Below are 12660 nucleotides of genomic sequence, written 5' to 3'. Positions count from 1 at the left end.
TCTTCAATGGTTAAATGTTAATGTTTTAAACAATGAGAACTTTATTTCTATCAGCACTTGTGCTGATGTCAGGCCTTGCTTTTGCGCAAGATAGTCTGAAAACTAAGGAGCTGGACGATGTGATTGTCTATGCCACACGTGCTAATGAAAACACGCCCACTACCTTTTCGGAGATTTCAAGGGAGCAAATAAGGCGTGTGAATCTTGGACAAGATCTTCCTATGCTATTAAACCTATCACCATCTTTGGTCACCACCTCAGACGCAGGAGCAGGAGTAGGTTACACAGGATTGAGAATCCGAGGGAGTGATGCGACTCGCATCAACGTCACCATGAATGGAATACCTGTAAACGACTCTGAATCGCATGGAGTGTTCTGGGTGAATATGCCAGACCTGGCTTCCTCAGTGGACAACATTCAGATTCAGCGAGGAGTGGGCACATCTACCAACGGAGCTGCCGCGTTTGGTGCTTCAGTGAATCTTCAAACCAATGTGCCTTCTCAAGATCCGTTTGCAGAAGTGAATAATAGCTTTGGATCATTCAACACACGAAAACATTCACTGATTTACAACACCGGTCTATTAAACAACAAATGGTCATTTGAGTCGCGCCTATCTAAAATTACTTCTGATGGATACATCGATCGAGCCGAATCCGACCTTCGATCTTACTTTCTTTCTGGAGGCTACTACGGAAAAAAGACGATTTTAAAAGCGCTGGTTTTTGGAGGTAAAGAGGTGACTTACCAAAGTTGGTGGGGAACTCCGCAAGCTGTGTTGGAAAACGATGCTGCTGGAATTGAAGCTGTTATTTCCAATAATGGCTATACACCAGAACAAGCGCAAAACATACGCTCCGCAGGAAGAACGTTCAACTATTACCTGTATGAAAATGAAGTAGATAACTACCAGCAAGATCACTATCAACTTCACTTATCACATAGTGTAACACCAGCATTTACAGTAAATCTTGCCGGACATTATACATATGGACGGGGGTACTTTGAACAATTCAGAGAAGGTGATGATTTTTCGGATTACGGACTAAATGATGTCACCATCGGTGATAGTACATTGACCTCAACTGATCTGATCAGAAGAAGATGGCTGGATAACGATTTTTATGGCACCACCTTCGCATTTAATTACCTGAAAAACAATCTTGAACTGATGCTAGGAGGTGCCTGGAATAAATATGATGGAGATCACTTTGGTGAAATCATCTGGTCTCAATTTGCCATCAATAGTGATATCAGAGAGCGATATTATGATAATGTAGGAGAGAAAACCGACTTCAATGCTTACCTGAAAGCCAATTATCTATTGGCTGATAACCTCAACCTTTTTGCAGATGTGCAAGTGCGTACTGTTAAGTATCAAACAGAAGGCATTGATAATGACCTGCGCACGCTAGACACAGGTGATGATTACACATTCTTCAATCCAAAGTTTGGAGCTACATACATGTTAAATGAGCAATCCAATGTGTATGCCTCTTTTGCTATTGGCAATCGTGAGCCAGTTAGAAACGACTTTGTGGATGCGCCCAATGGAATAACACCGAAGCATGAGACACTTAGAAATCTTGAAGTTGGATATCGCAGATTTGGTCAGGCTTTTAGCTTTCAAGCCAATTACTACCTGATGGATTATGAAAACCAACTCGTGCTTACAGGTGAACTGAATGATGTAGGATCCAATATCCGTCAAAACACTCCCGATAGTTACCGTACCGGTATCGAGTTAGTAGGAGCCTATCAATTTACAGATCAGATAAAATGGGAAGCCAATGTGACCTTGAGTAAAAACAAGATCAAAAACTTTACTGAGGTACTTTACAATTACGGCACCAACTTCGATGAATTCATTGTAGAGGAAACACAATTCAAAAACACTGACATCTCATTCTCGCCTAGTGTAATCAGCGGAAGTCGATTGACATATTCGCCATTTGAAGGATTCGAAGCAGCTCTCTTAAGCAAGTATGTTGGCAAACAATTCCTGGACAACACCAGCAATGATGCACGCAGTATTGATGCTTATTTTGTAAATGATTTGAGACTTAGCTATGAGTTCAGTTTAGAATCTTTGAAAAAGATAAATGTGAGCTTATTAGTTAACAACATCTTGAATGAAGAGTTCTCTTCAAATGGGTACACCTTCGGTTATGCTGGTGGTGAATTTGTTGTCAGAGAAAACTATTTTTATCCACAGGCTGGAAGGAACTTCCTTGTGGCATTAAATCTGAGATTCTAAAAAAAATCATACGGTGCGATGCTTAATATCATAGGTATCGCACCGATTGAAATCTTACTTTGGGAGCATGAAAAAGCTTACTGTTCTCAAGATAGTTTCCATCCTTCATATTATTTTGACTATAATATGGTCCCTCTGGTATTATAGTGAATTGAATGACGGTAAGGGCTGGGGGCTTTTATTTAGCTTGGGCTTGGCTGCCTTTGGCATAATAGGACTTATTGTCAGTTGGATTGTAGGCTTTATTTGTAAAAAAACGATTCAAGCACAACCGCTACGGATTCAAAACACCATCGAAGCTGCTCTAGTAGTTGGTTTTCTGGTTTTTGTGGGGCTCTATTACTAAGTATTAAACATCATGATCAATTACCACTTTCTCCAATTCAGTGTTAATTCTTTCAATTTCTTCTTTAGATAACACAAAGTCCATGCTCTTCGCATTTTCACTTGCCTGATCTGCATTTCTAGCGCCCACTAAAGCTGCTGTAATACCGGGACGTTGGACGGTCCAGTTGATCACTAACTGAGCCAGAGATACGTTATGATCCTCGGAGATTGGTTTGATTTTCTGTAGAAAGTCGTTGGTCCTGGATCGATTCGGTTCTTTGAACCATTTAGTCCCGGGACGATGATCATCTCCTTTGAATTCATAATCTGCTGTGATTTTCCCTGTAAGCAAACCCCTCTGCAAAGGGCTATAGGCCAAAATACCTACATTGTCCTCAACACAAAATGGAACTATGTCCTTCTCAATCTTGCGATACACCATGCTGTAAGGTGACTGAGTAGATGCCAGATCAATGACCTTTTCGGCTCTTTTCATCATCTTGACAGTATGATTAGACATCCCTATAGCTCTGATTTTTCCTTGTTGCTGCAACTCTTTGAGAACCTCCATGGTTTCTTCAATCTGCGTGGTAGCATCCGGTCTGTGAATCTGATAAAGATCAATATAGTCTGTTCCCAATCGCTGCAAGCTGTCTTCAACCTCTTGAATAATTCCATCTCTCCCAGCATATGCATACACTTCATACGACTCACCGTTTCCTTCCGCATTGAAGTAAAACTCACCTTTCGTGGTTTTCCAGTTGATCCCAAACTTCGTGAGTATTTCTACATTATCTCTTCCAAGCTCCTTAATCGCTTTTCCTACCAATGACTCGCTATGCCCATACCCATATATAGGCGCCGTATCAATGCTAGTCACACCAGCATCAAAACTGGTTTTGATTGCTTCCATCGCCTGCTGGTCGTCATTGCCGCCCCAGGCCCAGCCGCCAATGGCCCAGGCTCCAAACACGATGGGAGAGATTTTTAGATCCGATTTTCCGAGTTGTACTTTGTCCATAGTACAAAAAAACAAAAAAGGCAGGGAATGATTCCCTGCCTTCAGACTAACTCAAAACACTACTTATTGCGGACTCATGCTCTTCGCTAAATCCACTAACTCAATAAATTCACTACGGTACCCAAAAGCATCTTCTCCTTTTGAAGATCTGGCCATCCTCAACACATCAGCATATCTCAAATCTCCTTTGTATTCGGAATCTCTAAGCAACATTCCAAATCCAGCTACTGCCATTGACCAATCCAGATTATTACTTGACTTTCTGATTTGATTTTGAACTACCTGAGTAATCAGTTTGCTCTTATTTCCATCAGGCTCTTTGTAGCGAAACTTAACTGTCAACAACTCATCAGAATCTGAGATCACCTGAGAGCTATTGGTCTGATATTTAAGTGGATCAATGTCTTTAACAAACTCACTCTCCACTCCTACCGGAATAATCTCATACAATGCCGTTACCGTATGTCCGCTCCCCAGCTCACCTGCATCCTTCTTATCATCATTGAAGTCTTCATCATTTAGCATTCTGTTTTCATACCCAATCAATCGATATGCTTGTACTACCGCTGGATTAAATTCAACCTGAATTTTTACGTCCTTCGCAATCGTGAACATGGTTCCGCCGAATTCATTGACCAACACTTTCTTTGCCTCCTTCATGTTGTCTATGTACGCGTAGTTTCCATTGCCTTTGTCAGCTAGGATTTCCATCTTGGAGTCTTTATAATTTCCCATTCCGAATCCAAGAACGGTTAAAAAAACGCCTTCTTTTCGCTTTTCTTCGATCAATCGCTCCATCGAAGCATTGCTTGAAGCGCCTACATTAAAGTCACCATCAGTAGCCAAAACCACACGATTGTTACCCCCTTTTACATATTGCTCCTTTGCTAATTTATAAGCTAGATTTATGCCTGCACCTCCTGCAGTAGATCCTCCGGCTTGCAACTGATCAAGTGCGTCCATAATCTTCTTCTTATCATTCCCATCGGTTGGTTCAAGTACAACTCCGGCAGCTCCAGCATACACCACAATTGACACTTTGTCTTGCGATCTTAGCTCGTTTATCAATAGCTTGAATGCTGATTTCAACAGTGGAAGTTTGTTTGGCGCGCTCATCGAACCCGAAACATCAAGCAAAAACACAATGTTAGATGCGGGTAGATTTTCCAATTCTATCTTCTTTCCCTGAAGCCCAATCTGAGCAATCAAATGCTGACCATTCCAAGGTGCCTTGGCTACTTCTGTGTTGATCGAAAATGGATCTTTTCCAGATGGGTTCTTATACTCATAGTTGAAGTAATTGATCATTTCTTCAATTCGTACTGCGTCTTTCTCTGGCAACTGCCCATTGTTGATAAATCTTCGAACATTACTGTATGAAGCGGCATCGACATCTATCGAAAAGGTCGATAGCGCATGATCCAGTACTTTTCTAAAACCATTTTCCTGGATCGTCGCATACTCTTCTGTGTTGTGATTTTTTTGCTCATATGGCATAATACTCACACCAGCTGCTCGCCCTCGGAGTTGATCGGCTACCGAATAATTAAGTGAGCGTTTTTCCGCTTTTGCTGGATAGCCTATCACAACTATCTCTTCAAGGTCATTGACGCTGCTTGAAAGAGTTACATCAATGATTTTCCTTTTTCCGATTTTGATTTCTTGAGTTTCAAATCCGATATAAGAAAAGACCAATACTGACCTTTCGTCTGGCACTTCGATCGAATAAAATCCATTCATATCCGAAGTGACTCCACTAGTTGTTCCCTTGACGATCACATTTACACCAGGTAGAACCTGACCAGCATCATCGTAGACAGTACCATTTACATACCTGGCATTTACATTGAATGCCACCAACATTGATAAGATGATTATAAAATTTTTCATGTCGTTTTCATTTGATTTGATATTGAGATGCAGACATGAAATAGATTCCATAAAAAATTTTTTGTTTTTTCTCGGAACTTAAAAAAATTGGAATGGATTTCTCACTGCGTTCGAAATGACCAGAGACTTCCTACTACTTGTCATCTCGACTGAAAGGAGAGATATTTACTCCTTTGTCAAAACTCAAATCCATATCGCCAACTGATGAGGAAATCCTTTCTCAATACCGAGCAACAGGTGATCAGGAGTTATTTGGAAATCTGTTTAATACCCACATGCACTTGGTGTATGGGCTTTGTTTGAAGTACTTAAAGAACCGTGATGACAGTCAAGATGCTGTAATGGCTATTTATGAACATACCAGCTTAAAATTGCTAACCACAGAAGTACAGCATTTCAAAAGTTGGCTATATATGGTAAGTAAAAATCATTGCCTGATGGAATTGCGTAAAAAGAATCCGGAAGTTCATGCGGATATTTTTATGGAATCTATTGAAGCTGTGCATCTTAATGATGAAAAGATAGAATTAGAAAAAGATCTTGAAGCATTGGAAGCTTGCATTGAAGAATTAAAAACTGAGCAAAAGCACTGCGTCAAACTCTTTTTCCTGAACAAGAAAAGCTACAATCAGATTCAAGAAGAAACAGGAATAGATTTAAATAAAGTCAAGAGCTACATCCAAAATGGTAAGCGTAATTTAAAAATGTGCCTCGAAAGCAAGAATGTCAGAAGATAAAAACCATAGCGAACAATTTGAAAAATATCTGAAAGGACAAATGAGTCCTGAGGAATCACATGCTTTTGAGCGTGAGGTTCTGAACGACCCATTTGTACAAGAAGCCTTGGAAGGTTTTGAAACAAATGGCGAAGAAGCCCTTGCCGATCTTGCCAAACTAAAAAATCAAATTTCTTCTCGCCAGAAAGCACTTTTTCCTCTTATGAGAGTTGCTGCTGCTATTACTTTGCTAATCCTCGGCTCTTTCACAGTCTACTTTTTCACCAACACTATCGAAGGTGAGCTGCTAGCTACAGAAGAAGAGCCTATGGAAGAAATTGTACAAAGTAGTCCAGAACCAGATACGGTTAAGCTTCCAGTAAGTAAAGAAATGATTGTCGAAGAATTGATGAAAGAGGATACTCAACCTAAGACATTCAACCAGGACGGACTGAAAGTAGCAGATCAAGATGAGGAAGTAGCAGAATTGGCCATTGAGGAAGAAGAGCCCCTAGAATTGGTTGTGGAGCAGATAAATGCTGAGGATGTCGCCGAAATTCAAGAAGCAGAGATCTCCGACGAATTGGTTGTCGCTGATGAAAAAGACGCCGTACCTGCGCTTCAAGGCCGAGCTGCAGGGGTTCAAGTGAGCCAATTCAAAGCAGATTCATTCACGGATTCCGCTGATCTGGATGAGGTAGTCATTACTGCACAGCCTCTTGTTGCTAAAAAGAGTGAGCTGAGTAGCAATACAAGGGCTAAAGCAGAAAAGTCTAACAAAAGATCCAAGTCTGAACCTGTAGCGGCTCTAAGAAGTGCTTCCGCAAATGACATGGTTTCAGGTGTGGTTATTGATGATACAGGAGAACCATTACCAGGAGTTAATGTTGTGATAAAAGGTACTACTACAGGCGTTATCACTGACATGGATGGGCATTTTGAGCTGCCAAAAACAGATAATCAAACGTTGATCGCCTCTTTTGTAGGATTTGAATCACAAGAAATAGAAGTCGGAAGCAGGTCGTATATAGACGTTACCCTCGGTGGAGCTACAGAGCTACAGGAAGTTGTTGTGGTCGGCAATGGCACTGAAGCTAGCAATCAGGAAACCGGTTATTCATCCGCACAGCCGGTTGGGGGAAATCGAGCGTACAAAAAATATCTGAACGAAAATCTGATCTACCCGATGGCAGCCAAAACCAATGAAATTGAAGGGACTGTCCTCTTGGAACTCACCATTAATTTAAGCGGTGAAATTTCACATGTTTCAATAAAGAAAAGCCTTGGATATGGCTGTGATCAGGAAGCAATCCGACTTGTGAATGAAGGTCCAAAATGGAGTGCTGCTGAAAAAGATGGAATCAGAATTGAGGATAAAATAACAGTGCGAATAAAGTTTAAACTTGATCGTTAAGCACCTTCATGACCTCAGATTTGTAGCTCCTTCCTATGGGAATTTCTGTACCTCCCACCTCAATAGCTGTATTTGAATAAGCAGAAATTTGCTTTACAGAAATGATGTAGGATTTGTGAACTCTAAGAAAGCAATCTGCTGGTAGCTTCTTTTCCAGGTAGCTGATTTTCTGGAGCGAAACCAATTCTTTCCCATATTCAGTTTTTACACGCACATAATCTTTCAAGCTCTCTATGTAAGTGATGTCTTTCAGGTAAACCTTCACCATCTTTCGATCGACTTTTAAGAAAAGAAATGGATCACTTTCATTTGCTCCCTCCGAAGCACTTTGAAGTATTTCTACATGAGAATTCCCATTTTCCACGACTTTATTAATGGCCATTAAAAAACGATCAAATGCTATGGGTTTGAGCAGATAATCCACCACATTAAGTTCGTAGCTTTCTACCGCGTATTCACGATACGCAGTGGTAAAAATGACCGAAGGAGTTGGGTTCAAGGCCTTCAAAAATTCAATACCTGTAAGCTTAGGCATCTGTATATCCAAAAAGAGGAGATCAACTTTTTCCTTCTTTAAAACATCAAACGCTTGCACCGCATTACCGCACGTGCCTACCAGTTCGAGTGAATCTACGCGCTCTACATACGATTGAAGAATCTCAATAGCCAAGGGCTCATCATCTACTATCAGGCACTTAATAGACATAATTATAATTCTAATGTCAGTATGATAAGAAATGAATCGAGTGAGTCATGCATCTCAAGGGTGTGTTTTTCAAGGTACAAAAGCTCTAGTCTTCGCCGGACATTCTTCAACCCAATGCCTTGCTTATAATTGAACTGATCATCCCTTTCTTCGTGCTTACTTTTACTGTTTTCAACCTTCAAGGTTAGCTTCTCCTCTTTCAGCTCAAGATCAATGCTCACCCAGGCTTCATCCATTTCCTCACTCACACCATGCTTGAAGCTATTTTCAACGAACGGAAGTAACATCAAAGGTGCCACACGCATCCCGCCAGCATTGCCCAAAATATTGAAGGAGATATTCAGCCGATCTCCGTATCTTATTTTCTCCAAAGAGATATAGTCCTTAAGAAGTTTTACCTCTTTTTCTATCAATACCGTATCAGCAGTACATTCATAAAGCATGTAATTGAGCAGATCAGAAAGCTTTAAAACCACCTCTGGAGCATCTTTAGATTTCTTCAAGGTGAGAGCATATAAGTTGTTAAGCGTATTAAAAAGGAAGTGTGGATGTACTTGCGCTTTAAGAAAATTAAGTTCTGCTTTCAGCTTTTCTTCAACCAAAAGTTGGTTCGACTTCTGCTCTCGATACCAATACTTGAACCATTTTATTACAATGGCTAAAACCAAGACAGGATAGATTTTAGTTGTATTCTTCAGCATCTTTCCGAAGTTCAAAAAATGCGGTTCATAGCCATTATCCGGCCAAAATATTGGATCTTGAACAAGCACATAATTGAACCATAGCAGCACACTAAAAAGGAGAATGAGTAAAATCAGATAAATGGCAAATTCAATATATCTCTCCTTGAAAAGGAACTTTGGCATCAAATAATACAATGTGAAATACACAGCAGGGATCTGTAAAACAGCATCTGTCAGGAGGATGAGATATTGCCTTCCATAATCTTCTTCAAAACTTCCATACACCAAAGCAAAAAAACTGATAAACACAATCCAGAAAACCAGGTGCCAAATGATCCTTGGCGGTTTAAATAAAATATTTTCCAGCTTGATCCTACTCATAATTCATACCTAAACGCCCAAACTTATATATTCCGTTTCAAAATCGAATCCACATCGACAAACAACAAGCTAATCCTGCCAAACAACCTCCAAACAAACCCAAAATGCGCTAGTGACCACTAAGGTGAACTTTGGAGCATGGATGATGTCGTATAGCTAAAAAAGGTCCAATAGGGCAACTAAGGATTTATTAGCGGGTATACGGACTCAAAACTTAACATCCATGACTAAGCTTATATCGTCCATTTTGTTCATTCTCTTCAGCATCCATCTTCACGCACAAGAGACTCGCCAAAACTTTCGATATTCTATCAATAAGACTACACAAACAATCAATGTTGATGGTGATGAGAATGATCCTGCGTGGGCTAGCGTCAACCATATTCCAAATTTCATCAACCATTGGCCTTTAGATTCTGGTAACGCAGACGCTCTTACCCAAGTCAAAGTCACGTACGACGAGGAGTTTCTATATGTTTTAGCCATATGCTACGACAATGGCAATCGTGTAGTGCAATCACTTCGTAGAGATGATGATGACGGACATTGGAACAGCGATAATTTCACCTTTGTAATAGATCCAATGAACAACAAGCAAAATGGATTCATGTTCGGGGTAAATGCTGGTGGCTCACAGATAGAAGCACAGTTAAATGTAAATGGCCCCAGAACTCGATATGATCAAAACTGGGACAACAAATGGTACTCAACAGTCAGAAGCTACGCCGATCACTGGACGGTAGAAATGGCCATTCCCTTTAAAACCTTAAGATATACACCTAACCAATCTGAATGGGGTGTCAACTTCATTCGCGGAGATATGGAACGAAATGTATATTCAACATGGACTCAGTTTCCGCTCAATTATGGTGGTATCGATCTGAATTTCATGGGTACTTTAGATTGGGACGAAAGTCCAAAAAAAGCGAGCGGGAAAGTGGTGCTTATCCCCTATTTGTCTGGAGGTACTCAACGAGATTTTGAAGAGGAAGAGCAACGCAGCTATCAGAAGAGTTCAGATGTAGGGTTGGATGCAAAAGTGGCTATCACTGGATCTCTCAATCTTGATCTGACAGTAAACCCGGACTTCTCCAATGTTGATGTTGATCAGCAAGTCACCAACCTTTCCAGATTTAGCATATTCTTCCCAGAGCGTAGGAATTTCTTCCTTGAAAACGGAGATATCTTTTCCAACTTTGGTAGTTGGCAAATTTCGCCTTTCTTCAGCCGACGAATAGGCCTTATAGATGGTGAGCAAGTTCCGATTCTTTATGGTGCACGACTGACTGGAAATGTATCCAGGAAAACACGAATTGGCTTGCTAAATGTCCAAACCGATGATTTTGATTCAATTGCAGCTCAGAACTATTCTGTAGCTGCCGTTCATCAGCAGGTGTTGGATCGATCAGTAATCAAAGCCATTTTCATAAACCGAGAAGCAGGTGGAAATTTACAAGAAGGTCAGTTTGCGAGAAATGGGGGGATAGAATTTGCCTATCTGTCTAACAATGGCAAGTTTGGTAACACTGTCAGGTTCCATACAGCAATCACTCAGGAGAATCTGGATGATAACCACTTTTACGGATTCGGTGGAAATTACAATAGTAGAAACCTTCGAATGGGATGGTCTTTGGACGTAGTGGGAGAAAACTACATCACTGAGCTCGGATTTAACCCTCGGTTGGAAAATTACAATGCCGAAACTGAGGAAACCTCTAGAAAAGGGTACACGCGAATAAACCCTTGGGTGAACTATCAATTTTTTCCTGAAAACGGAAAGGTGAATTCTCATGGGCCAGTCTCCTGGTTTAACATTTGGTTGAATCAAGATGGAACAGGTGTCAATGAGAGAGTAAACGGATTAGGCTACAATGTGAATTTCAAAAACACTTCGTGGTTAAGACCAAACATTGTTTACAGAGAAATAAACTTACCAGTACCTACAGCGCTGCTTGGAGACGATTTCGAGCCATTGCCTGTAGCTAACTATCAGTTTACACGTGCAGATATTCGATACAATACAGATCGCAGAAAAATACTGAGTGCTAATCTCATTTTTGGATTCGGAAACTTCTTCAATGGCACTCGAATCAATACATCTACCGGCCTAAACTTTCGAGCTCAACCCTGGGGGAACTTTGGAATCTCTTACGATTATAATAAAGTGCAGCTGCCGGGTGCCTATGGTGAATCAGATTTTCATCTGCTCAGAACCAATGCCCAAATCAGCTTCTCTAATTCAATGTTTCTTACTTCCGCAGTTCAATTCAACTCGCAAAGCGAAAATTATAATTTCTTCACCAGATTTCAGTGGAGGTATCGCCCAATGTCAGATCTGTTTTTAGTGTATACTGACAACTATGAGATGGATGGGCTGGGCTTAAAAAATCGTCAAATCGTATTTAAGGCTACTTATTGGTTGAATTTATAGCAACAATCATCCGATCTTTCCCCTGCATATCCTTATGTAATTGGATCTCTGTGTATCCAACCTTTGCCAGATATGCCTGGACTTCCATTCCAAATCGCTCATGGATTTCAAAGTAAAGCTTACCTCCTCTTTTCAGACTCTTCATCGCAAGATCCGCGATTCGCTTGTAAAAAATAATTGGATCATTATCGGGTACAAATAGCGCTAGTTCTGGTTCATATTTAAGCACGTTTTCATGCATCTCTAACTGATCACTGATTGGAATATACGGAGGGTTGCTTACAAGAATATCCAGATTGTTTTCGGCAAGCACTTCATTCAAAATATCACTCTTCACTAGATTTATTTCTGATTGAAGCTTTGCTGCGTTCTTGTTTGCAATTGCGATCGCATCATTAGAGATATCCGTACCAAATACATCCCCATTCAGTTCTAAAGCCAACGTAACTGCTATACAACCAGAACCGACACCGACATCCAATATTTTAGGATTTAAAACCTTATTTTCTCTGATAACAAGCTCACAAAGCTCTTCGGTTTCAGGTCTGGGAATTAAAGCTCCGGGAGCGATCTCAAATTTTCTTCCATAGAAATCTGCAATGCCAGTAACGTATTGAACAGGCTCTTTTGCGAGCAATCTTTTCACTAAATCATCAAGTACTCCAGATGATACCTCTCTTCTTTCATCAGCAAGTATATCTGGACGTTTTATTTTAAATACATCCTCAAGTAGTAGGTATGCGATATGCTCGGCTTCGCGCCGATTATAAACTTTTTCCAGCTGTTTCGCTGTTTCTTTCCAGATTTGCTTGACATTTTGCATCTCAAAGCGA

10 protein-coding genes are annotated in these 12660 nt (G+C 40.5%); 5 read left to right on the top strand and 5 right to left on the bottom strand.

The genetic code is table 11. The features are described from left to right. Positions 1-32: 32 nt before the first annotated feature. Both ABJG98_RS13380 and ABJG98_RS13375 read left to right on the top strand, forming a co-directional pair. On the top strand, positions 33-2258 hold the full coding sequence (locus ABJG98_RS13380; RefSeq protein WP_348280030.1) for a TonB-dependent receptor: 2226 nt from the start codon (positions 33-35) through the stop codon (positions 2256-2258). A 67-nt stretch (positions 2259-2325) separates the two neighbouring features. Then, positions 2326-2604: a hypothetical protein gene (locus ABJG98_RS13375; protein ID WP_348280029.1), complete on the top strand. Its 279-nt coding sequence runs from the start codon at positions 2326-2328 to the stop codon at positions 2602-2604. A 3-nt stretch (positions 2605-2607) separates the two neighbouring features. Here the strand turns inward: ABJG98_RS13375 and ABJG98_RS13370 are convergent, their stop codons facing one another. Together ABJG98_RS13370 and ABJG98_RS13365 are read right to left on the bottom strand one after the other, a co-directional pair. Further along, positions 2608-3606, bottom strand: coding sequence for an aldo/keto reductase (locus ABJG98_RS13370; RefSeq protein ID WP_348280028.1), 999 nt, complete (start codon positions 3604-3606; stop codon positions 2608-2610). Positions 3607-3669: 63 nt separating this feature from the next. Next, positions 3670-5496, bottom strand: a complete 1827-nt coding sequence (locus tag ABJG98_RS13365) for a von Willebrand factor type A domain-containing protein (RefSeq protein ID WP_348280027.1) — start codon at positions 5494-5496, stop codon at positions 3670-3672. A 137-nt stretch (positions 5497-5633) separates the two neighbouring features. Between ABJG98_RS13365 and ABJG98_RS13360 the strand changes: the two genes are divergently transcribed. After that, a complete protein-coding gene (locus tag ABJG98_RS13360) occupies positions 5634-6233 on the top strand; it encodes a sigma-70 family RNA polymerase sigma factor (protein ID WP_348280026.1) in 600 nt (199 codons plus the stop codon). Then, on the top strand, positions 6220-7626 hold the full coding sequence (locus tag ABJG98_RS13355) for a TonB family protein (RefSeq protein WP_348280025.1): 1407 nt from the start codon (positions 6220-6222) through the stop codon (positions 7624-7626). Before ABJG98_RS13360 ends, ABJG98_RS13355 begins: the two co-directional genes overlap by 14 nt. Here ABJG98_RS13355 and ABJG98_RS13350 read toward each other — a convergent pair. Continuing rightward, the gene (locus ABJG98_RS13350) at positions 7610-8332 is read right to left on the bottom strand and encodes a LytTR family DNA-binding domain-containing protein (protein ID WP_348280024.1); all 723 of its coding nucleotides are present in this window, start codon (positions 8330-8332) and stop codon (positions 7610-7612) included. The two genes, ABJG98_RS13355 and ABJG98_RS13350, sit on opposite strands and share 17 nt — an antisense overlap. Positions 8333-8334: 2 nt before the next feature. Further along, positions 8335-9396, bottom strand: coding sequence for a histidine kinase (locus ABJG98_RS13345; protein ID WP_348280023.1), 1062 nt, complete (start codon positions 9394-9396; stop codon positions 8335-8337). Between the two features lie 223 nt (positions 9397-9619). On the opposite strand from ABJG98_RS13345, the gene ABJG98_RS13340 reads away from it, so the two are divergent. Then, positions 9620-11827 (top strand): DUF5916 domain-containing protein, encoded by a 2208-nt coding sequence (locus ABJG98_RS13340; protein WP_348280022.1) that lies wholly within the window; start codon positions 9620-9622, stop codon positions 11825-11827. On the opposite strand, the gene prmC is transcribed toward ABJG98_RS13340, so the two are convergent. Continuing rightward, on the bottom strand, positions 11805-12650 hold the full coding sequence (gene prmC, locus ABJG98_RS13335) for a peptide chain release factor N(5)-glutamine methyltransferase (protein WP_348280021.1): 846 nt from the start codon (positions 12648-12650) through the stop codon (positions 11805-11807). The genes ABJG98_RS13340 and prmC overlap by 23 nt on opposite strands. Positions 12651-12660 lie beyond the last annotated feature (10 nt).

Source organism: Ekhidna sp. (genome assembly GCF_039960695.1).
Lineage (GTDB): Bacteria > Bacteroidota > Bacteroidia > Cytophagales > Cyclobacteriaceae > Ekhidna.
The sequence above is the reverse complement of the archived record's forward strand: the minus strand, read 5'-3'. Positions and strand labels throughout refer to the sequence as shown.

What these genes read in the sequence shown, in the direction of transcription:
- ABJG98_RS13380 (WP_348280030.1), top strand. Translation starts at nt 33, where the DNA reads ATGAGAACTTTATTTCTATCAGCACTTGTGCTGATGTCAGGCCTTGCT.
- ABJG98_RS13375 (WP_348280029.1), top strand. Translation starts at nt 2,326, where the DNA reads ATGAAAAAGCTTACTGTTCTCAAGATAGTTTCCATCCTTCATATTATT.
- ABJG98_RS13370 (WP_348280028.1), bottom strand. Translation starts at nt 3,606, where the DNA reads ATGGACAAAGTACAACTCGGAAAATCGGATCTAAAAATCTCTCCCATC.
- ABJG98_RS13365 (WP_348280027.1), bottom strand. Translation starts at nt 5,496, where the DNA reads ATGAAAAATTTTATAATCATCTTATCAATGTTGGTGGCATTCAATGTA.
- ABJG98_RS13355 (WP_348280025.1), top strand. Translation starts at nt 6,220, where the DNA reads ATGTCAGAAGATAAAAACCATAGCGAACAATTTGAAAAATATCTGAAA.
- ABJG98_RS13350 (WP_348280024.1), bottom strand. Translation starts at nt 8,332, where the DNA reads ATGTCTATTAAGTGCCTGATAGTAGATGATGAGCCCTTGGCTATTGAG.
- ABJG98_RS13345 (WP_348280023.1), bottom strand. Translation starts at nt 9,396, where the DNA reads ATGAGTAGGATCAAGCTGGAAAATATTTTATTTAAACCGCCAAGGATC.
- ABJG98_RS13340 (WP_348280022.1), top strand. Translation starts at nt 9,620, where the DNA reads ATGACTAAGCTTATATCGTCCATTTTGTTCATTCTCTTCAGCATCCAT.
- prmC (WP_348280021.1), bottom strand. Translation starts at nt 12,650, where the DNA reads ATGCAAAATGTCAAGCAAATCTGGAAAGAAACAGCGAAACAGCTGGAA.